The sequence below is a fragment of the Actinosynnema pretiosum genome (assembly GCF_002354875.1).
GTDB classification, from domain to species: domain Bacteria; phylum Actinomycetota; class Actinomycetes; order Mycobacteriales; family Pseudonocardiaceae; genus Actinosynnema; species Actinosynnema auranticum.
Genome location: NZ_CP023445.1, coordinates 1,863,194 through 1,883,759, shown reverse-complemented (window position 1 = coordinate 1,883,759; position 20,566 = coordinate 1,863,194). Strand labels below are relative to the sequence as shown.

17 protein-coding genes and 1 pseudogene are annotated in these 20,566 nt (G+C 73.2%); 3 read left to right on the top strand and 15 right to left on the bottom strand.

Translation table 11 applies throughout. From position 1 onward, the window contains the following. Nucleotides 1–7: 7 nt before the first annotated feature. From CNX65_RS08540 to CNX65_RS08515, 6 genes and pseudogenes are all read right to left on the bottom strand, one after another. Entirely contained in the window at nucleotides 8–1,603 is a 1,596-nt protein-coding gene (locus CNX65_RS08540; protein ID WP_096492277.1) for an acyl-CoA carboxylase subunit beta, read from the bottom strand. Continuing rightward, a pseudogene (locus CNX65_RS08535) lies at nucleotides 1,600–3,242 on the bottom strand (acyclic terpene utilization AtuA family protein). The gene CNX65_RS08540 and the pseudogene CNX65_RS08535 overlap by 4 nt, the downstream one beginning before the upstream one ends. Next, nucleotides 3,239–4,615, bottom strand: coding sequence for a TIGR03084 family metal-binding protein (locus CNX65_RS38135; RefSeq protein ID WP_096492276.1), 1,377 nt, complete (start codon nucleotides 4,613–4,615; stop codon nucleotides 3,239–3,241). Before CNX65_RS38135 ends, CNX65_RS08535 begins: the two are co-directional and overlap by 4 nt. Nucleotides 4,616–5,011: 396 nt before the next feature. Then, nucleotides 5,012–5,599: a TetR/AcrR family transcriptional regulator gene (locus CNX65_RS08525; RefSeq protein WP_096492275.1), complete on the bottom strand. Its 588-nt coding sequence runs from the start codon at nucleotides 5,597–5,599 to the stop codon at nucleotides 5,012–5,014. Between the two features lie 141 nt (nucleotides 5,600–5,740). Continuing rightward, nucleotides 5,741–6,118: a hypothetical protein gene (locus tag CNX65_RS08520; RefSeq protein WP_096492274.1), complete on the bottom strand. Its 378-nt coding sequence runs from the start codon at nucleotides 6,116–6,118 to the stop codon at nucleotides 5,741–5,743. A 113-nt stretch (nucleotides 6,119–6,231) separates the two neighbouring features. Next, nucleotides 6,232–7,101: a Hint domain-containing protein gene (locus CNX65_RS08515; RefSeq protein WP_096492273.1), complete on the bottom strand. Its 870-nt coding sequence runs from the start codon at nucleotides 7,099–7,101 to the stop codon at nucleotides 6,232–6,234. Nucleotides 7,102–7,212: 111 nt separating this feature from the next. Here CNX65_RS08515 and CNX65_RS08510 point away from each other — a divergent pair, with 111 nt between their 5' ends. Next, complete coding sequence (locus tag CNX65_RS08510; protein WP_232519754.1) at nucleotides 7,213–8,694, top strand: YibE/F family protein; 1,482 nt, start codon at nucleotides 7,213–7,215, stop codon at nucleotides 8,692–8,694. Here CNX65_RS08510 and CNX65_RS08505 read toward each other — a convergent pair. Continuing rightward, complete coding sequence (locus tag CNX65_RS08505) at nucleotides 8,621–8,983, bottom strand: DUF1304 domain-containing protein (protein ID WP_096492271.1); 363 nt, start codon at nucleotides 8,981–8,983, stop codon at nucleotides 8,621–8,623. The two genes, CNX65_RS08510 and CNX65_RS08505, sit on opposite strands and share 74 nt — an antisense overlap. Before the next feature lie 85 nt (nucleotides 8,984–9,068). On the opposite strand from CNX65_RS08505, the gene CNX65_RS08500 reads away from it, so the two are divergent. Then, nucleotides 9,069–9,932 (top strand): spermidine synthase, encoded by an 864-nt coding sequence (locus CNX65_RS08500; protein WP_096492270.1) that lies wholly within the window; start codon nucleotides 9,069–9,071, stop codon nucleotides 9,930–9,932. A gap of 67 nt (nucleotides 9,933–9,999) precedes the next feature. Here the strand turns inward: CNX65_RS08500 and CNX65_RS08495 are convergent, their stop codons facing one another. From CNX65_RS08495 to CNX65_RS08485, 3 genes are read right to left on the bottom strand one after another with little or no spacing between them, the layout of a single operon-like run. Further along, complete coding sequence (locus CNX65_RS08495; protein WP_096497685.1) at nucleotides 10,000–10,677, bottom strand: hypothetical protein; 678 nt, start codon at nucleotides 10,675–10,677, stop codon at nucleotides 10,000–10,002. Between the two features lie 14 nt (nucleotides 10,678–10,691). Further along, complete coding sequence (gene hisS / locus CNX65_RS08490) at nucleotides 10,692–11,957, bottom strand: histidine--tRNA ligase (RefSeq protein WP_096492269.1); 1,266 nt, start codon at nucleotides 11,955–11,957, stop codon at nucleotides 10,692–10,694. Between the two features lie 9 nt (nucleotides 11,958–11,966). Beyond that, nucleotides 11,967–12,671 (bottom strand): MBL fold metallo-hydrolase, encoded by a 705-nt coding sequence (locus tag CNX65_RS08485; protein WP_096492268.1) that lies wholly within the window; start codon nucleotides 12,669–12,671, stop codon nucleotides 11,967–11,969. A 215-nt stretch (nucleotides 12,672–12,886) separates the two neighbouring features. Between CNX65_RS08485 and CNX65_RS08480 the strand changes: the two genes are divergently transcribed. After that, a complete protein-coding gene (locus CNX65_RS08480; RefSeq protein ID WP_096497684.1) occupies nucleotides 12,887–13,732 on the top strand; it encodes a peptidylprolyl isomerase in 846 nt (281 codons plus the stop codon). A gap of 139 nt (nucleotides 13,733–13,871) precedes the next feature. Here the strand turns inward: CNX65_RS08480 and CNX65_RS08475 are convergent, their stop codons facing one another. The 5 genes from CNX65_RS08475 to yajC all read right to left on the bottom strand — a co-directional run bounded on the left by CNX65_RS08475 (nucleotide 13,872) and on the right by yajC (nucleotide 20,434). Further along, nucleotides 13,872–16,172 (bottom strand): RelA/SpoT family protein, encoded by a 2,301-nt coding sequence (locus tag CNX65_RS08475; RefSeq protein ID WP_096492267.1) that lies wholly within the window; start codon nucleotides 16,170–16,172, stop codon nucleotides 13,872–13,874. A gap of 147 nt (nucleotides 16,173–16,319) precedes the next feature. After that, nucleotides 16,320–16,838, bottom strand: a complete 519-nt coding sequence (locus CNX65_RS08470; protein ID WP_157767550.1) for an adenine phosphoribosyltransferase — start codon at nucleotides 16,836–16,838, stop codon at nucleotides 16,320–16,322. After that, nucleotides 16,835–18,025: a protein translocase subunit SecF gene (gene secF / locus CNX65_RS08465; RefSeq protein WP_096492266.1), complete on the bottom strand. Its 1,191-nt coding sequence runs from the start codon at nucleotides 18,023–18,025 to the stop codon at nucleotides 16,835–16,837. Before secF ends, CNX65_RS08470 begins: the two co-directional genes overlap by 4 nt. 1 nt (nucleotide 18,026) lies before the next feature. Next, a complete protein-coding gene (secD, locus tag CNX65_RS08460) occupies nucleotides 18,027–19,910 on the bottom strand; it encodes a protein translocase subunit SecD (RefSeq protein ID WP_096492265.1) in 1,884 nt (627 codons plus the stop codon). 149 nt (nucleotides 19,911–20,059) lie between these two features. Beyond that, on the bottom strand, nucleotides 20,060–20,434 hold the full coding sequence (gene yajC, locus CNX65_RS08455; protein ID WP_177154632.1) for a preprotein translocase subunit YajC: 375 nt from the start codon (nucleotides 20,432–20,434) through the stop codon (nucleotides 20,060–20,062). Nucleotides 20,435–20,566 lie beyond the last annotated feature (132 nt).

Genomic DNA, 20,566 nt, shown 5'->3' with positions numbered 1-20,566 from the left:
CAGCACCTCACATCCGGAAGACGCCGAACCGGTCCGCGCCGACGACCTCGCCGCTGTGCGCGGCGGACAGGCACAGGCCGAGGACGGTGCGGGTGTCGCGCGGGTCGATCACGCCGTCGTCGTAGAGCCGCCCGGACAGGAACGGCGCGAGCGACTGCGCCTCCACCTGCTCCTCGACCGCGCGCCGCATCGCCGCGTCGCCGTCCTCGTCGTAGGGCACGCCCCTGGCCGCCGCGGCCTGCCGCGCCACGATCGACAGCACCCCGGCGAGCTGCGCCGGTCCCATGACGGCGGACTTGGCGCTGGGCCAGGAGAACAGGAACCTCGGGTCGTAGGCGCGCCCGCACATGCCGTAGTTGCCCGCGCCGTAGGAGGCGCCCATGACGACGGTCAGGTGCGGCACCCGGCTGTTCGCCACCGCGTTGATCATCATGGAGCCGTGCTTGACGATGCCGCCCTGCTCGTAGCTCGCGCCGACCATGTAGCCGGTGGTGTTCTGCAGGAACAGCAGCGGGGTGGCCGAGGTGTTGGCGAGCTGGATGAACTGGGCGGCCTTCTGCGCCTCCTGGCTGAACAGCACGCCGCGCGCGTTGGCCAGCACGCCGACCGGGTAGCCGTGCAGGTCGGCCCAGCCGGTGACCAGGCTCGTGCCGTAGTCGGGCTTGAACTCGTCGAAGCGGGAGCCGTCGACCAGGCGCGCGATCACCTCGCGCGGGTCGAACGGGACGCGCAGGTCGGTGGGGACCAGGCCGAGCAGGTCCTCGGGGTCGTGCAGCGGCTCGTCGACCGGGCCGGGCGCGCGGCCGAGCTTGCGCCAGTTCAGGCGGGCGACGACGCGGCGGGTCAGGCGCAGGGCGTCGACCTCGTCGCGGGCCACGTGGTCGGCCAGGCCCGAGGTGGAGCCGTGCATGTCGGCTCCGCCGAGCGACTCGTCGTCGGCGACCTCGCCGGTGGCCATCCTCACCAGCGGCGGGCCGCCGAGGAAGACCTTGGCGCGGTCGCGGACCAGGACGGTGTGGTCGGACAGGCCCGGCACGTACGCGCCGCCCGCCGTGGCGTTGCCGAAGACGGTGCTGATGGTGGGGATCCCGGCGGCGGAGAGCCGGGTGAGGTCGCGGAAGGCCCGGCCGCCGGGGATGAAGATCTCGCTCTGGCTGGTCAGGTCCGCCCCGCCGGACTCGACCAGGCCGATCAGCGGCAACCGGTTCTGGGCGGCGATGTCGTTGGCGCGCAACGACTTGCGCAGCGACCACGGGTTGGTGGAGCCGCCGCGCACGGTGGCGTCGTTGGCGGTGATGACGCACTCGACGCCGGAGACCACGCCGACGCCGGTGACCAGGCCCGCGCCCAGCGGGTGCTCGGTGCCCCAGGCGGCGAGCGGGGACAGCTCGAGGAACGGGGCGTCCAGGTCGAGCAGCAGCTCGATCCGCTCGCGGGCCAGGAGCTTGCCGCGCTTCCGGTGCCGGTCGACGTACTTGGGTCCGCCGCCCGCGAGGACCGCGGCGTGCTCGGTGGCGAGGTCGGCGAGGCGGGCGAGCATCGCCTCGCGGTTGGCGCGGTGCTCGGCGGAGTCCGGGTCGACGGCGGTGGTCAGGGTGGTCACGGCGTCGGCTCCGCTCCTGCTGGTCCCGGTGCCGGTGCTGGCGCTGGTTCCGGGGGTGGTTCCGGTGGGGCGTCGAGGAGCTCGTCGGGGATGTCGAGGTGCCGGGCGCGCAGCCACTCGCCGAGCGCCTTGCCCTGCGGGTCGAACCGGGTGGAGGCCGCGACGCCCTGCCCGAGCAGGCCGTGCAGCACGAAGTTGAGCGCCCGCAGGTTGGGCAGCTCGTACCGGGTGACCTCGCCCGCCTCGGGCAGGAGTTCCCCGAGCCGCGCGGCGGTCAGCTCCGCGCGGAGCCAGGCGTAGGCGGCGTCGGTGCGGGTCCAGACGCCGATGTTGGCGTCGCCGCCCTTGTCGCCGGACCGCGCGCCCGCGATCCGCCCGAGTGGCGCTCTCACGCGTCGACCACCTCCCCGGTGTGCAGGAACGCTTGGTGCGGAACGGATTCCCGTGGCAGGTAGGCGGATTCGCAGACGCCGTAAGGGGTTCCGTCGCCGGGCGGGGAGGTGGCGTGGAAGCCGGGGTAGGAGGCGAGCGCGAGTTCGACGGCGGCGCGGGAGAACCCCTTGGCGCGCTTGGGGTCCGGGGTCTTGATGGTGGCGTGCAGGAGCGCGGAGGCGGTCTCCTCGGTGTCGGCGTCGACCCGGTCGGTGCGGGCGAGCGTCCAGGTGAGGCCCTCCGCGCCGACCGCGCCCTCCAGCTGCCGCCGGACCAGGTCGGCCTTGCGCTCGACGTCGAGTCCGCAGAGGACGAACGTGGTGGAGTTGCGGTAGCCGCCCAGGGAGTTCAGGCACACCTTGAGGTCCGGTGGTGGCGGGCTGCCCCGCGTCCCGGTCAGCCGCACGCCCCTCGGGTGCGGCTGGAGGCGGATGGTGTCGAAGTGCGCGACGACGTCCGGGCCGGGGTAGGCGGGGTCGCCGATCTCGTAGAGCAGCTGGGCGGTGACGGTGTCGGTGGTGACCGCGCCCCCGGTGCCCGGCCGCTTGGTGATGAGCGCGGACCCGTCCGCCTCCAGCTCGGCGATCGGGAAGCCGGGGGCGGTGGCGTCGAACTCGGTGAAGAACGGGTGGTTCCCGCCGGTGGCCTGGGTGCCGCACTCCAGCACGTGCCCGGCGGCGGTGGCGCCCGCGAGCGCGTCCAGGTCGTCGACGCCCCAGCCGAAGCGGGCGATCGCGGGCCCGACGACGAGCGAGGCGTCGGTGACCCGCCCGGTGACGACCACGTCGGCCCCGGCCTCCAGGCAGGCGGCGATGCCCCTGGCGCCGAGGTAGGCGTTGGCGGTGAGCGCGCGGGGGAACCGCTCGCGCACGTCGTCCCCGCTCACGTGCGCGACCTTGGCCCCGAGCCCGAGCGCCCGGACGCGCTCCGCGAGCCCGGCGGGGTTGAGCCCACCGGCGTTGGCGACGATCTTCACGCCGCGCTCCAGGGCGAGCCCGAGCGACTCCTCCAGCTGGCGCAGGAAGGTGCGGGCGTACCCGAGCGCGGGGTCCTTGAGCCGGTCGCGGCCGAGGATGAGCATGGTGAGCTCGGCGAGGTAGTCCCCGGTGACCACGTCGACCCCACCACCGACGACCACGTCGCGCAGGGCGGAGAACCGGTCCCCGTAGAACCCGGAGGCGTTGCCGACCCGCAGGACCCCGCTCACCGGCGACCACCGCCGGGGGTGGGGTGGTCGGCGCGCGGGTGGTCGGCGCTCGGCTGACCGGCGCTCGGCTGACCGGCGCTCGGGCGGTTGCCCGGTTGGTCGGCGCTGTGCGGGCCGACGCTCGGGCGGGCGGCGCCAGGGTGGTCGGCGCCAGGGTGGTCGGCGCCAGGGTGGCTGGCGCCTTGCGGACCAGCGCTTGGGCGGCCTGCGCCAGGGTGGTCGGCGCTCGGACGGCTGAAGCCTTGGTGGCCGCCCGCATCGCCGCCGGGTCGGTCGGCACCGCCGGGTGGGGCAGCGCCGCCGGGTCGGTCAGTGCCGCCAGGTGGGGCAGCGCCGCCGGGTCGGTCAGTGCCGCCAGGTGGGGCAGTGCGGCCGAGTCGGTCAGTGCCACCGGATAGGGCAGTGCCACCCGGTCGGTCGGTGCCGCCGGGTCGGTCGGTGTCACCGGGTGGGGCAGCACCGCCCGGTCGGTCAGCGCCACCGGGCGGCACCGGTAAGCCGTTGTGGGCGCCGGAATCCCGGTCGCCCCAGTCCTGCGGGCTGCGGCCGTTCCGCGCGCCGCGCTCCCGGCTCCACCTGCTGCCGGTCTCGCCGCTGATCACGCCGCTGCCGCCGGGCGCGCGGCCCGCGCCCGGCGGTCCGGCGAAGGCCTGGGCGATCGGCAGCCAGGCCGACGCGGCGGTCCCGGTGGCCCGCACGGCGAGGTCCGCCGGGTGCCTGCGCCGGGTGACCAGCAGGCAGAAGTCCAGCGCCCGCCCGGTGATCCGGTCGTCGGCGCCCTCGTCCCCCCACGTCCACAGCCCGCCGTCCGGCGCGACCAGCTCCACCCTCGGCGACACCGGCGGCGCAGGCAGTCCGTTGGCGGTGAAGGCGAACCCGAACGCGCGGACCCCGATGTGCGCGACGTGCCGCAGCCGCGCGGTGGGCGCGCGCACCACCCCGAGCGCGTCGGCGACGTCCTGCCCGTGCGCCCAGGTCTCCATGACCCGCGCGGTGGCCATGGTCGTGGGGCTCATCGGCGGCCCGAACCACGGCACCCGCCCCCGAGCCCCGGCGAGCGCGGAGGACAACCGCCTGCGCCCGTCCCGCCAGCCCTCCAGCGTGACCGGCGTGCACGCCCCGCGCTCCACCGCCCCGGTCAGGTCGGAGGCGACCGCGGCGGCCATCGCGCGGAACTGGTCGGGGTCGAGCAGCGCGAGCAGCACGGCCCGGTCGGTCCAGTGCAGGTGCCGCACCTGGTGCCCGATCGTCCACCCCGGCGCGGGCGTCGGCGCGCCCCAGTCGGCCTCCGCGACCAGGGCCTCCAGCTCACGCCCCTCGGCCGCGAGGTCCCGCAGCACGGCGCCCAGCACCGGATCGACGGTCCCGCTCATCTCCCCACCCCCAGCACGACGACCGCGGGGCCGCCCCCGGCCACCCCCGCACCACGACCCGCGGTCCCCCGCCCGCGCAACACCGGTTTCCCGCAGCGCACCGCGCCGAACCCACCACCACCGGCAGCACCAGGGACACCCGCCGCACCACGGCTGCTCACCAGCCCGAACGCTCCCGGCCTACGACCACGCGCAGCGCCGATCGCCCCCAGGCCGGCGCCCACCAGCCCACCGCTCACCAGGCCACCGCCGCGCCCCAGCGCCGTCACCCCGCCACCAGAACCGCCGCAGCCCCCGCAGCCCGCCGGGCCCACCGCCCACCGCGTCACCGCCCGACCACCGGCCGCCCGACCACCGGCCGCCCAGCCCCCGGAGCCGCCCCCGCTCCCCCGCCGCTCACAGCACCGCCTCCAGCATCCCCGCCCAGTGCCGCGCGATGCGCCTGCGCCGCTTGCCGTCGTCGGTCAGCTGGTTCGCCAGCGCGAGCCCGCGCGCCAGGTCCAGGGTGATCTGCACCGCCTCGCGCACCCCCGGCTTCGCCTCGTCCGCCCCCAGCAGCTCCACCGCCAGCCGGTGCGTCTCGCGCCCGAGCGCCGCCTCCAGGGGCACCACCGCGACCCGCAGGGCCGGATCGGTGCGGGCCGCCACCCACAGCTCCAGCGCCGCCGCGAACCGGTCGCTGGCGTAGAACTCGGCGATCAGCTCCACCACGGCCGCGGGCCCGCCCTCGACCCGCTCGGCCAGCCGCCTCAGGTGGGCCACGCTCTCCGCGCCCAGGTGCTCCACGGCGGCGGCGACGAGCTCGCCGCGCGTGCGGAAGTGGTGCAGCTGCCCGCCCCTGGACACGCCCGCCCGCTCCGCGACCACGGTCGTCGTCGTCCCCGCCCAGCCGTGCTCGACGAGGCACTCGACCGTGGCCGCCAACAACCTCCGCCGGGTGTCCGCGCTGCGGTCGACCTGGCGGCGCCTGGTCTCGGTGGCCACCCGGCCGAGTGTTCGGGGTCACACAACAAACAGTCAAGACTGATTGTGAAACCGGTACACGTTCAGTCACCGAACCACTCGTCCGGTGGCAGGCGAGCGGGTGAGGGTCACCCGCTCGCCGCACCGCTCACCGGAGCGCGGTCACCACCCGGCCTGCGCCATGGTCTGGTACAGCCACCGCCCGTCCTTGCGCACCAGCAGGTCCCCGTAGCGCATCGACCCGGCCTCGGCGCCGGACCCGAACTCGGCGTCCGTCACCACGAACACCAGGTCCGGGCCCAGGAACAGCGGCGACCGGGTCGACCGCAGCTCCACGCCCCCGTCCCCCAGCGCCGCGCCGAAGTCGCGCAGGAACCGCTCCCGGTCCCACGACTCGGCCGACCCGTCGGTGACCGCGTTGACCGGGAACATCGCCATGTCCGCCAGCGCTTCGAGGTCGCGCTCAGCGCACAGCGCGTCCCAGCGGGCGAACCAGTCGAGCACGGAGGTGATGTCCTCGTCGGACGGCGTGAAAGTCATGCCGTACAGCGTACGCTAAGCCACCGCGCACAAGAGCGCGAACGCGCCCGCGACCAGCGGAACGGCGAGGACCAGCCCCGCCACCGATCACCCCTGGTGATCGAACCCGCAGGTCACCGCCCGTCCGCGCAAGCGATGAGCCCGTTGACCACCAGATCGCCGCTCTCCGTGGTCACCGCCCCCATCTCCACCTCGATCCCCAGCGACTCGACCGACACGACCCCGAGCGCGGGCGCCCCGCCGACCTGCACGCCCTCCAGCACGGCGGGCCGCGCCAGCACCGGCCCGACCAGGTGCAGGAACCGCAGCCGCTCGGCGGGCGCCCCGGTCACCCGGACGCCCCGGACCTCGACCGAGTGCGGCACCCGCAGCCGCAGCAGCGCGACCACGACCGCCTCGAACACGGCGCTGTCCGGGCTGGACAGCACGACCTGCCCGCCCACCGCCGCCCCGCGCACGTCGAACACCCCGGCCAGGAACCCCTTGGCCCAGTCGTCCCCGAGCTGCGTCGGCCACTCCACGAGGTCCCGCTCGCGCGGCTCCCCGCCACCGGCGAACTCGCGCACCCGCGCCAGCACCTCGGGCGCCACCGGCGGCCCGCCGCGCACCGCGCCCCACAGGTAGCCGAGCCGGTAGTCCCGGTTCCGCTCGGGCGGGGCGGCGAAGCGCCCGGTGCCCTGCACCCGCGTCCCGCGCGTGAGGTGGAGCCGCTCGCCGCCGGGTGTCAGCGCCCGCCAGCCGAGGTCGGTGCGCAACCGGTTCCCCGCGCCCGACACGACCTGTGTCCCACCGGCGAGTGACACCCGGTAGGCGGGTCGCGCCGCGGTCGAGCGCGCGACCACGACTGTCGGCGAGTAACGCCCGTCCCGCGTCCCGAACACCCGGTCACCGGGGCGCAGCGCGCCGATCGGCCGGGTGCTCCCGTCCGCCAGGAGCGCGGGCGTGTCAGCGGCCAGGCAGTGCGCGCCCACGCGCCCGCCCACCCCGTTTTCATGCATAACTATATTCGAACACGCGTTCTAATGATCGTCAAACCGTCACCCGGACGGCGACTACGAGCGGTGCACCGCACCGCCACTGGCACTATTGCCACCGTGCGCGCAACGGACCACCTCCCCGCCCACGGCCACGGCCACGGCCACACCCCCACGGGCCCGGCCTCCGCGCCGGTCCGCAGGCTCCTGCTGGTCCTGCTGCTGCCACTGGTGCTCGCCACGGTCGTGGGCGCGCTGGTGCTCTACCCGTTCGGGCAGGAGATCAAAACCGGTTCCGAGGTCGGGATCAACCACACCCCGGTGCGGGGCGAGGCCACGAAGGTGGAGAAGGGCCCCTGCGCGGTCGGCCTGCCCGAGGGCGCGCCCGCCCCGCAGGACGAGGGCTGCTTCCTCGTCACCGTCAGGATGACCGACGGCGCGGCGGCCGACCGGGACGTCACCATCCCGGTCCCCGACCAGCCGACGTCCCCGACCGTGTCGGTCGGCGACGAGGTGGTGCTGTCCTACTCGGGCACCGAGCCCACCAGCCCGCTGTCCTACCAGCTGGTCGACTTCCAGCGCGGCCTCCCCCTGTCGCTGCTCGCCCTGCTGTTCGTCGGCGCGGTCCTGGTGCTCGGCCGCTGGCACGGGCTGCGCGCGCTCGGCGCGCTGGGGCTGAGCTTCGTCGTGCTGGTGCTGTTCGTCCTGCCCGCGATCCTGGCGGGCGAGGACCCGCTGTGGGTCGCGGTCGTCGGCGCCGGGCTGATCATGTTCGTGGCGCTGTACGTGAGCCACGGCGTCAGCGCCCGCACGTCCACCGCCGTGCTCGGCACCCTGGTCAGCCTGGCGCTGATCGGCGCGCTGGGCGCCCTGTTCGGCGCGGGCGCGCGGCTGACCGGCCTGGACGAGCAGACCGCGAACCTGGTCACCATCCTCGGCCACGGCATCGACACCAGGGGCCTGCTGCTCGCGGCCACGATCATCGGCGCGCTGGGCGTGCTGGACGACGTGACCGTGACGCAGACCAGCGCGGTGTGGGAGCTGCGGGCGGCCAACCCGTCGATGGGCTTCCGGCAGCTGTACGCGGCGGGCGCGCGGATCGGCCGGGACCACCTGTCGTCGGTGGTGAACACGCTGGTGATGGCGTACGCGGGCGCGGCGCTGCCGCTGATGCTGTCGTTCGCGCTGTCCGGCCAGGACCTGGGCACGATCCTGACCGCGCAGGACGTGGCGCAGGAGGTCGTGCAGACCCTGGTCGGCAGCGTCGGCCTGGTCGCGGCGGTGCCGGTGACCACGGCGCTGGCCGCGTTCGTCGCGGCGCGCGAGGAGGTCGTGGCCGGGGACGGCGGGGAGACCGGCGAGAAGCCCGCCCCCGCGAACGACGACGCGGACGAGAACGCGGACGAGAACGCGGACGACGAGCCGGTGGCGGCGGAGCGGGCTCCCGAGCCCACCCCGCCGCCCGCCAGGAGCCGGATCGCGGGCGACCTGCGCTACGGCTACGACCCGAGCAAGGAGTGGGAGCGGGTCAGCCCGCGACCAGCACCGCCACCAGCGCTGCCAAGGCGGGTCCGGCCTGCACGAAGAGGATTCGACGACTGACGGTGAACCCGCCGTACACCCCCGCCACCACCACGCACGCCGTGGAGAACACCGAGAACGCGTAGCCGACGTCCCCGTCCGCGACCAGCGCCACCACCAGCGCGGCGACCAGGAAACCGTTGTACAGCCCCTGGTTCGCGGCGAGGACGGCGGTCTGCTCCGCGTACTCCTCGGTGGTGCCGAAGACCGCGCGGCCCCTCGGCTTCCTCCAGAGGGCCATCTCCAGCACGACGATGTAGACGTGGATCAGCGCGACCAGCGCGATCAGGACGTCAGCCACGGTGTTCACGAGTGCGGGAGCCTACTCCTGCCCGGCGTCCGACCCCCTCACCCCGCGCGCCGGGTCCGCCGGGCGGGTGGCGGATAATCCAGGCGTGGGCAGAGCGCGCAGGACCGACGACACCATCACCAGGGAGGTCGACTCGGGCATCGCCGAACTCGTCCCCGACCCCTACTACGACAACGGGTGGACGCTGCTCCTCAACGGCACCCCGCAGTCGCACGTGGACCTGGACGACCCGGCGAACCTGGTGTTCGAGTACGTGCGCCGGATCGCCCACCTGGCGGACCTGCTGGCCGACGAGGGCGAGCCGCTGCGCGCGGTCCACCTGGGCGGCGGCGCGATGAGCCTGCCGAGGTACATCGCCGCGACCAGGCCGGGGTCGTCGCAGCAGGTCGTGGAGATCGACGAGGCGCTCGTGGACCTGGTGCGCGGAGTCCTGCCGCTGCGCCGGGACTGGCGGGTGCGGGTGCGGCGGGGCGACGCGCGCGCGGTGCTGGCGAAGGCCCCGGAGGACACCTTCGACCTGATCGTGACCGACGCCTTCGCGGGCGCCCGCACCCCCGCGCACCTGACCTCGCGCGAGTACGTGGAGCTGGCCGCGCGGGCGCTGAACGCGCGGGGCGTGTACAGCTCGAACATCGGCGACGGCGGCGACCGGGCGTTCGCGCGGGGCCAGATCGCGACGATCAGGTCGGTGTTCCGCAACGTCTGCGTGATCGCCGAGCCCGCGGTGTTCAAGGGCAGGCGCTTCGGCAACTTCGTGATCGCCGCGTCGAACCAGGACCTCCCCCTGGCCGAGCTGATCCGCAGGACGGCGGGCGACCCGTTCCCCGGCCAGGTGGAGCACGGCGAGTCCCTGACCCGCTTCACCGGCGGCGCGAGGCCGGTGACGGACGAGACGGCGACCCGGTCACCGGAACCGCCGCAGGGGACGTGGGGGATCGCGGAGGACTGACCCGGCCCCGGAGACGCCGGTGGGGGCGCGGTCCGGGGACCGCGCCCCCACCGGGGACGACCGCGGCTCAGTCCAGCTGCGCCACGAACCGCGAGATCGCCTCCGGCTTCAGCTTCTGGGCCAGCTTCCCCGACGGGGCCAGCGACCCCAGCCGGTACAGCGGCCGGTCCGCCGCCGCGGCGCCTCGGGCCTCCGCGCGCAGCTGCGCCACGAGCAGCTCCGACAGCGCCAGCGACTGCGCGTCGCCGCGCGAGGCCAGCACGTCGGCCAGGGTGCGCAGCGGGTAGATGCCCAGCTCCCGACCGCCCGTCCCGGCGTACAGCGCGAGCGCCAGGTTGATCGCCTTGTGGCCGCCGCGCGCGAACAGGCCGACCGTGCGCGTGCCCCGCGTGTCCGTGACCAGCACGTCCAGCGAGTCCGCCGTCTTCAGGTCCACGACCCTGGTGCCGTAGGCGCGCACCGACAGCGCGCTCCCCTCCAGCCACACCCGCCGCCGCGCCTCGGACACCGCCAGGAGCAGCAGCGGCACGCCGAAGATCGCCGCCGTCACCAACCCCGCGGTCCGCCCGGCCAGCAGGCCCACCAGACCGCCGAAGGCGCCCGCCACGATCAGCGCGCCCACCGCGACCATCCGGGACCGCTTGCGCACCGTGGCCGGGTCCAGCAGGTCGAGGGGGATGCGCTCGGGCGGCCCCGCGGGACCTGGAGACCCCGAAGAACCCCCGGACCCCGCAGCCCCGGTCACCCCGTCGCCGTCGCTCACCGGCCCAGCGCCCTCCGCACCTCGGTCACCACGTCGTCCAGCGGCACTTCCCGCTGCTCACCGGTCGCCAGCTCCTTGAGCTGCGCCACCCCGGCCTGGATGTCCCGCTCCCCGAGCACGAGCGCGAACCGCGCCCCCGACCGGTCGGCGCCCTTCATCGCGCCCTTCAGGCCCTTGCCGCCGTACGCCATGTCGTACCGCACCCCGGCCGCCCGCAGCGGGGCGCCGACGCCGACCAGCCGCGACCGCGCCGCGTCCCCCAGCGGGACCCCGTACACGTCGCACCGGGTCGCGTCGCCGACCGCCAGCCCCTCGACCTGGCAGGCCAGCAGCGCCCGGTCGACGCCGAGCCCGAACCCGACGCCGGACAGCTCCTGCCCGCCCAGCTGCGCCATGAGCCCGTCGTAGCGCCCACCGCCGCCGATGCCGGACTGCGCGCCCAGCCCGTCGTGCACGAACTCGAACGTGGTCTTCGTGTAGTAGTCCAGCCCGCGCACCATCCGCGGGTTCTCCACGTACTTCACGCCGAGGTCGCCCAGGTGCGCCTTGACCCGCTCGTAGTGCTCCAGCGTCTCCGGCGAGAGGTTGTCCAGCATGAGCGGCGCCTCGGCGACCAGCTCGCGCACCTCGGGCCGCTTGTCGTCGAGCACCCGCAGCGGGTTGATCTCGGCGCGCCGCCGGGTGTCCTCGTCCAGCGGCAGCTTCGCCAGGAAAGCCTGGAGCTTCTCCCGGTACTGCGGCCTGCACGTGGCGTCGCCCAGCGAGGTCAGCTCCAGCCGGTACCCGGTCAGCCCGAGCGCCCGGAACCCCTCGTCGGCGATCGCGATCACCTCGGCGTCCAGCGCCGGGTCGTCCACGCCGATCGCCTCGACGCCGACCTGGTGGAACTGCCGGTACCGCCCGGCCTGCGGCTGCTCGGCGCGGAAGAACTGGGCCGCGTACGCGAGCTTCACCGGCAGCTGGCCCCGGTCGAGGCCGTGCTCGATGACCGCGCGCATGACGCCCGCGGTGCCCTCGGGCCGCAGCGTGATCGAGCGACCGCCGCGGTCGGTGAAGGTGTACATCTCCTTGCTGACCACGTCGGTGGACTCGCCGACGCCGCGCGCGAACAGCGCGGTGTCCTCGAAGACGGGCAGCTCGATGTAGCCGTACCCGGCGCGCGCGGTGGCGCCGAGCAGCGCCGAGCGGACGGCGGTGAACGCCGCGGAGTTCGGCGGGAAGTAGTCGGGAACGCCCTTCGGGGCGGCGAACGGGGTGGTCACTGCTGGTCCCTACAGTCCTCTGCGCTGTGCGGCGGGCGCGTCGTCGTCGCGGATCAGTTCCGTGAGGAACGGGTTGCTCGCGCGCTCCCTGCCGATGGTCGTGGTCGGTCCGTGGCCGGGCAGGACGACGACGTCGTCGTCCAGGGTGAGGACCTTGCGGCGCAGCGAGCCGAGCATCGCGCCGTGGTCCCCGCCCGGCAGGTCGGTGCGCCCGATGGCCCCGGCGAAGAGGGTGTCGCCGGACAGCACGAGCCGCCCGCCCTCCTGCGCGCCGGACCGGAACATCACCGACCCGCCGGTATGGCCGGGGGTGTGGTCGACGGTGAAGCGCAGGCCCGCCAGGTCCAGCTCGGCGCCGTCGGACAGCTCCCTGACCTCGCGCGGCTCGCGCATCTCCAGCCTGCCGCCGAAGAACGCGCGCGTCTCGGCGCTCACGCCGGACAGCGGGTCGGACAGCATCGCCCGGTCGGCGGGGTGCACCCAGGCCGGGATGTCGTCGCCGTCGCACACCGGCGCGACCGAGTACGAGTGGTCGAAGTGGCCGTGCGTGAGCAGCACCGCGACCGGGGAGAGCCGGTGCTCGCGGACCGCGTCGGCGATCGGCTCCAGCGCGTCCTGGCCGGGGTCGACCACGACGCAGGCGCCACCGGCCTCGGACGCGACCAGGTAGCAGTTGGCCTGGAGCGCGCCGGTCGGGAACCCGATCACCAGCACGGGAGGACCCCTCTCGGACTACCTCGATCGACTGCGCTCGACCGACTGCGGAACTCGCTGCGGAACGTACTGCGAAACGTACTGCGGAGCGGCGCGGGAAAGGCGTGCGCCTGTGCACCAGCCTATCCGCCACACGCCAGTCATATGCGATCCCCCTAGACTGCGGTCCGGTCGTCGCCGTCGACCCAGTGGCACAACTTCAAGGGAGGGTGCAGGTGCCGAACAACGCGCAGCGCCGCGAGCAGGCCAAGCGGAAGCTGGAGCGCCAGATCACGCGCAGGGTGGAACGCGACAAGCGGCGCCGGGTCGTGGCGGTGATCTCCACCGCGGTGGTGGTGCTGCTCGTGGCGGGCGGTGTGTACTTCCTCGCCACCTCCGACTTCGGCTCCGACACCACGGACGCCGCGGCCAGCTCGTCGGCCGCGCCGCAGAGCGACAAGCCCGCGTCGATCCCGACCGAGCTGCACGCCGCGATCAAGCGCCCGACGCCGCTGGCCCCGCAGGTGAGCTGCGAGTACGCCGCCGAGGGCGAGTCCGCGAAGCCGGGCGCCAAGGCCCCCGAGAACGGCCAGGTCTCCTCCGAGGGCACCGTCGCCGCGACGCTGGGCACCTCGATCGGCGACCTGAAGCTGACCCTGGACCGCTCGCTGGCCCCGTGCACGGTGAACAGCTTCGTGTCGCTGGTGAAGCAGAACTACTTCAACGACACCACCTGCCACCGCCTCACCACCCAGGGCATCCAGGTCCTGCAGTGCGGCGACCCGACCGGCACCGGCACCGGCGGCCCCGGCTACAAGTTCAACGACGAGGTGTTCCCCGAGATCACCTACGGCCGCGGCGTGCTGGCCATGGCCAACTCGGGCCCGAACACCAACGGCAGCCAGTTCTTCATCGTCTACGGCGACGCCTCCAGCCTCCCGGCCAGCTACACCGTGTTCGGCACGGTCGACGCGGACAGCCTGAAGCTGGTGGACGAGGTGGCCAACGCGGGCACCGACAGCGGCGCGGGCGACGGCAAGCCGAACACCCCGGTCGACATCAAGACCGCGACCACCGCCTAGCGCGGGGGCGGGTCCTCCCGGAGCGACGGCGTCGACGGGAACCCGCTCGACTCACCCGTCCGGGTGGAAAGCTCGCAGAACACCGAAGGGGCGGGGCCGCTGCGGCCCCGCCCCTTCGCCGTGCTCGGGAGGTCCGGCGTCAGGACGCCGAGGTGACCCGGTAGACGTCGTACACGCCCTCGACGCCGCGCACGGCCTTGAGCACGTGCCCGAGGTGCTTCGGGTCGCCCATCTCGAACGAGAACCGGCTCACCGCCACCCGGTCGCGCGAGGTCGTCACGGACGCCGACAGGATGTTGACCTTCTCGTCGGCCAGGATCTTCGTCACGTCCGACAGCAGCCGGTGCCGGTCCAGCGCCTCGACCTGGATGGCCACCAGGAACACCGAGGACGACGACGGCGCCCACTCGACGTCCAGCAGCCGCTCCGGGGTCTTGAGCAGCTCGTCGGCGTTGGTGCAGTCGGTGCGGTGCACGCTCACCCCGCCGCCCCTGGTCACGAACCCGAGGATGTCGTCGCCGGGGACCGGCGTGCAGCAGCGGGCCAGCTTGACCCACACGTCCGACGAGTCCTTGACGATCACGCCCGCGTCGCCGGTGACCCGCCTGCGCGCCACCGTGGACGGCGTGGACCGCTCGGCCAGCTCGTCCTCGGCGTGGTCGACGCCGCCCAGCTGGGCGACCAACCGCTGCACCACGTGCCGCGCCGAGGTGTGCCCCTCGCCGACCGCCGCGTACAGCGCGCTCACGTCCGGGTAGTGCAGCTCCTTGGCGAGCGCGCCCATCGCGTCGGCGGACACCAGGCGCTGCAGCGGGAGGCCGACCCGCCGCACCTCCTTGGCGATCGCGTCCTTGCCGACCTCGATCGCCTCTTCCTTGCGCTCCTTGGCGAACCACTGCTTGATCTTCGCCTTGGCGCGCGGGGACTGGGCGAACGAGAGCCAGTCCCGCGACGGACCGGCGCCCTCGGCCTTCGAGGTGAAGATCTCGACGACCTCGCCGTTCTCGAGCTTGCGCTCCAGCGCGACGAGGCGGCCGTTGACGCGCGCGCCGATGCACCGGTGGCCGACCTCGGTGTGCACGGCGTAGGCGAAGTCGACCGGGGTGGAGCCGGTCGGCAGGGTGACCACGTCGCCCTTGGGGGTGAAGACGAAGATCTCCCGCGCGGCCAGGTCGAAGCGCAGCGACTCCAGGAACTCGCCGGGGTCGGCGGCCTCCCGCTGCCAGTCGAGCAGCTGGCGCATCCACGCCATCTCGTCGACCTCGACGCTCTTGCCCCGGTGGCTGCCCTTGGTCTCCTTGTACCGCCAGTGCGCGGCGATGCCGTACTCGGCGGTGCGGTGCATGTCGTAGGTGCGGATCTGCACCTCCAGCGGCTTGCCGTCCGGCCCGATGACCGTGGTGTGCAGCGACTGGTAGACGCCGAAGCGGGGCTGCGCGATGTAGTCCTTGAACCGGCCCGGCATCGGCTGCCACAGCGCGTGCACCACGCCCATCGCGGCGTAGCAGTCGCGGACCTCGTCGACCTGGATGCGGACGCCCACGAGGTCGTGGATGTCGTCGAAGTCCCGGCCGCGCACGATCATCTTCTGGTTGATCGAGTAGTAGTGCTTGGGCCTGCCCTCGACCTTGGCGGTGAGCCGCGCGCCCTCCAGGTGCCCGCTCAGCTCGTTGATCACGCCGCTGAGGTAGGTGTCGCGGGACGGGGCCCGGTTGGCGACCAGGCGCACGATCTCGTCGTACTTCTTGGGCTGCAGGATCGCGAACGCGAGGTCCTCCAGCTCCCACTTGACCGTGGCCATGCCGAGCCGGTGCGCGAGCGGGGCCAGCACCTCCAGGGTCTCGCGGGCCTTGCGGGCCTGCTTCTCCGGCGGCAGGAACCGCATGGTGCGCATGTTGTGCAGCCGGTCCGCCAGCTTGATCACCAGGACCCTGGGGTCCTTGGCCATGGCGATGACCATCTTGCGGATGGTCTCGGCCTCGGCGGCGGCGCCGAGCTTGACCTTGTCGAGCTTGGTGACGCCGTCGACCAGCAGGGCCACGACGGTGCCGAAGTCGTCGCGGAGCTGGTCGAGCGAGTAGTCGGTGTCCTCGACCGTGTCGTGCAGCAGGGCCGCGACCAGGGTCGTGGTGTCCATGCCCAGCTCGGCCAGGATGGTGGCCACCGCGAGCGGGTGGGTGATGTACGGGTCGCCGGACTTGCGGCGCTGCGGGCGGTGCTTCTCCTCGGCCACGTCGTAGGCGCGCTGGAGCAGCGCCAGGTCGGCGTTGGGGTGGAGGTCGCGGTGCACGGCGGCGAGCGGTTCGAGGACCTGCTTGACCGGCGCGGCCCGCTGGGCGGTGATGCGGCGCGCGAGCCTGGCCCGCACGCGCCTGGTCGCCGACGGGGCCCTGCCTGGCACGGGCGGCGTCGGGGCAGTGGGTTCGGTGTCCTGGCTCAACACGCTCCTCGGGTGTCTAGGCACCGAGGATAACTCCGATGGCGGGGCGGGCCCCGCCACCGGGCGACGAGCGGTGTGGTTCACACGACGAGCAGCAACCGTGAACGGGTGCGACCGGTCAGGGGAACGCCGACCGTGATCACGTGCTCACAGCGTGAGCAGGGTCCGCACGGGGTAACCCGAAAGGCGGTCCCGACCACCCAGTCCGACCAGTTCGAGGACCACGGAGACGCCGGTGACGACCCCACCCGCGTGCTCCACGAGCTGGCAGGCGGCGGCTGCGGTTCCCCCGGTCGCGAGGACGTCGTCCACGACGACGACCCGCTGGCCGGGCTGGATCAGCCCGGCGGGCAGCTCCAGGGTGGCGGTGCCGTACTCCAGCTCGTAGCTGACCCGGTGCGACACGGCGGGCAGCTTGCCCGGCTTGCGCAGGGCGACGACGCCGTAGCCGTGGCCGTAGCCGAGCGCGGACCCGAGCAGGAAGCCCCTGGACTCGATGGCCGCGACGACGGTGGTGCCGGGTTCGACCGTGCCGCTGAGGGCGTCGGTCATGGCGCGGAGCGCCTCTGGATCGGCCAGGACGGGCGTGAGGTCCCGGAACAGGACCCCCGGCTGGGGGAAGTCCGGGACCTCACGCATGAGTCCGAGCGCGTGCTCTAGCTTCAACGCTGCTTCTTGCCCGTCGGTCGGTTGGTGCGCCGCGCGTCGGCGGCCTTGGCGTGCCGCGCGGGCACGCCCGCGGCGGCGGTGAAGGCCTTCTCCTTGCGGAGCTCGGCCTCCAGGCTGTCCTCGTCGGTCGACTCGACCTCGTCCTCGACGACCGCGCCCGCGGCGTTCTTGCGGGCCACGTTGTCCCGGCGGGCCTTGACCCGAGCGGCCTGGGCCTTGTAGCGCGGGTCGCGCATCTTCAGGTCGACCGCGATCGAGGGCGCGATGAAGATGGACGACAGGGCGCCGATCGCCATGCCTGCCAGCTGCACCAGCGCGAGGTCCTTCAGGGTGCCGACGCCGAGCAGCCAGACGCCGACGACCAGCAGGCCCATGACCGGCAGCAGCGCGATCAGCGAGGTGTTGATCGAGCGCATCAGGGTCTGGTTGACCGCGAGGTTGGTGGCCTCGCCGTAGGTGCGGCGGGTCAGGCCGAGGATGCCTCGGGTGTTCTCCCTGACCTTGTCGAAGACGACCACCGTGTCGTACAGCGAGAAGCCGAGGATCGTCAGCAGGCCGATGATGGTCGCGGGCGAGACCTCGAAGCCGACGAGCGAGTACACGCCCGCGGTGATGACCACGTCGTGGACCACGGCGACGAGCGCGCCGACCGCCATGGCCAGCTCGAAGTACAGCGCCAGGAACAGCATCACCGCGATGAAGAAGATCAGCAGCGCGAGGAGCGCCTTGGTGGTGATCTCACCGCCCCAGGAGGCGGAGACGGCGCTGTCGCTGACCGAGGACAGGCCGCCCTCGGGCTTCAGGTCGTCGTTCAGCGTGTTCTTCAGGCCGTCGATCTGCTGGGTGGTCAGCGTCTCGGAGCGGATCTGGAACGTCGCGGCGTCGCCGGTGCCCACGGTCTGCACCGAGGTGGCGTCCTCGCCGACCGACTTCTTGAAGCTGTCCTGGACGGCTTCCTGCGAGATGGACGTGCCCTCGCCGGTCTGCGCGGGCATCTGGATGCGCGTGCCGCCGGTGAAGTCGATGCCGAGGTTGAAGCCCTTGAAGACCACCAGCAGGACCGAGGCCACCAGGATGGCGCCGAAGATCCCGTACCACCGCGTGCGCTTGCCGACGATGTCGAACGCGCCGTTGCCGACGTAGAGGCGCTGGAACACGCTCGCCTTGCGCGGAGTGCTCGACACGTCAGGCCTCCTTCACGGCGGTGCCGGTGCTCTTGGGGGCCTTGAGGTGCGCCGCGTGCGCGACGTCGCCGAGCCCGATGACCTTGGGGTTGTTCAGGAACTTCGACTTGGACTTCGAGATGATCGCGACCAGCGGGTGCGTCACCAGGAAGACCACGATCAGGTCGAGCACCGTGGACACGCCGAGGGTGAAGGCGAAGCCCTTCACCTGGCCGACCGCGATGACGTACAGGATCATCGCGCACAGGAAGCTGACCGCGTCGGCGGACAGGATCGTGCGGCGCGAGCGGACCCAGGCGCGCGGGACGGCCGAGCGGAAGGAGCGGCCCTCGCGCATCTCGTCCTTGAGGCGCTCGAAGAACACCACGAACGAGTCGGCGGTGATGCCGATCGCGATGATCAGACCGGCGATGCCCGCGAGGTCGAGGGTGAAGCCGACGACGCGCCCGAGGAGCACCATGACCGCGTAGACGATGACGCCGGACAGGACCAGCGACAGGATCGTCAGCAGGCCGAGCAGGCGGTAGTAGAAGACGCAGTACAAGAACACCAGGAACAGGCCCACGGCGCCGGCGATCAGACCGGCCTCCAGCGAGGCCAGGCCCAGGGTGGCCGACACGGTCTCGGCCTCGGAGGCCTCGAACGACAGCGGCAGCGAGCCGTACTTGAGCACGTTGGCCAGGTTGTCGGCCTCGCGCTGGCCGAACTGGCCGCTGATCTGGGTCGAGCCGCCGAGGATGGGCTCGTTGATGTTCGGGGCGGACACCACCTGGCTGTCCAGGACCACCGCGACCTGCTGGTTCACGTTGGCGGAGGTGAACTTGCCCCACTTGTCGCCGCCCGAGCCCTTGAAGGTCAGGCTGACCACGAAGCCGGCGCCCTGCGGGTCGGTGCCGGAGACCGCGTTGTCGATGTCCTCACCGGTGAGCCGGGAGTACATGGAGTAGTCGCTGTCCGGGACGCTGCCGTCGGCGGGCGGGTTGACCGGGCCGAGGACGTACTTGGTGACGCGGTCCTGGTCGCAGGTCAGCAGCGGCAGGGCCGGGTCGTCGTTGCCCAGCAGCGGGTCGGTGGTCGGGCAGGTGAAGGCGGCCAGCGCCTGCTGCACGGTCGAGGCGTCCAGCGTGGTGAGCGCGGCGTCCTGGCGGCAGGTGCGCGCCTCGGTGATCGCCTTGGTGGTGTCCTCGGAGTAGTTGCCGAGGAACACGGCCTGGCAGTCGACCTGCGAGGGGTCGGTCGCCGGGTTCGGGGCGTCGGACTGCGGGGCCCCGGACTCCGGTGCGCCGGACTGCTGCGGCTGGCCGCTCTGCGAGGGCTGGGCCGCGTCGCTGGAGGGCTGCTGCCGGTACGCGGGAGCCGGGCGGCCCTGGCCGGTCGTCGACGGCGCGGAGGCGCCCTCGGACGGCGGGGTGCTCGTGCCGGACGCGGGCGCCTGGCTGCCGCTGGTGGGCGCCGGGAAGCCGCTGGTCGACGGCGGGGTCTCGGTGCTCGGCGCGGGCTGGTTCGCCAGCGGGGCGCCGATGACCTTGCGGAAGTTCAGCTTGGCCGTCTGGCCGAGGCTCTTCGCGCCCTCGCTGTCGGAGCCGGGAACCGTGATGACCAGGTTGCTGCCGTCCCGGACCACCTCCGCCCCGGAGACGCCGAGGCCGTTGACGCGGGTCTCGATCAGCGTCCTGGCCTGGTTGAGCGCCTCGTCCGTCGGCGTCTTGCCGTCGGGCGCTCGCGCGGTCAGCGTGACGCGGGTGCCGCCCTGGAGGTCGATGCCGAGCTTGGGGATCGCCGAGCCGTTGCCGGTGAAAAACACCAAGGCGTACAGCACGGCCACGATGAGGACAAACGCGCCCAAGTACTTCGCGGGGCGGATTTGCCCGGCCGGAGGTGCCACGGTCCGTCCGTCTCCTGGTAGTTGACAAAGTTCAGCGAGGGCGCAGCGTACCCCGCGTCATGTGAGCCGCGCGTCACTGCCTGGAGTCGGCGTTGTTCACAGTTGCCAACCCCAGGCCGGTGTCGCCCGGACGGCCGTGGCGGCCGGTGTCAGTTCTTGCTGTCCTGCTTGGCGTCGAGCGGCGGGGCGACGATCGCGGAGGAGGCCGGGGTGGCGTCCACGACGGCGTCGGACTCGCGCGCGGAGACCTCGTCGGCCTCGTCGGTGGTGTCGATGCTGGTGTCGACCTTCTCGCGGACCGCCTGGCGCAGCCAGGTGGTGACCACGCCGTCGGCGACCTCGAGGTCGATGGTGGCCTCGTCGCTGGCGTCCGCGACCGTGGCGAACAGGCCGGACGTCGTCATGACCCGGTCACCCGGCTCGAGGGCGGCCAGCAGCTCCTGCTGCTCGGCCGCGGCCTTCTTCTGCTTGCGGGCGCTGAGGAACAGCGGCACCGCGAACAGGATGAGGAGCAGGGGGAACATCAAGGAAGAGAGGTCCATCATTCTCCGATCGGCGGACGTGGCTGGGCGTGGGTGCCCGGAACGTCCGGTTCTCCAGACGCCGTGGCCGATTGTGCCAGGTCGTGGTTGCCGATCACGCAGCGCCACCGGCAC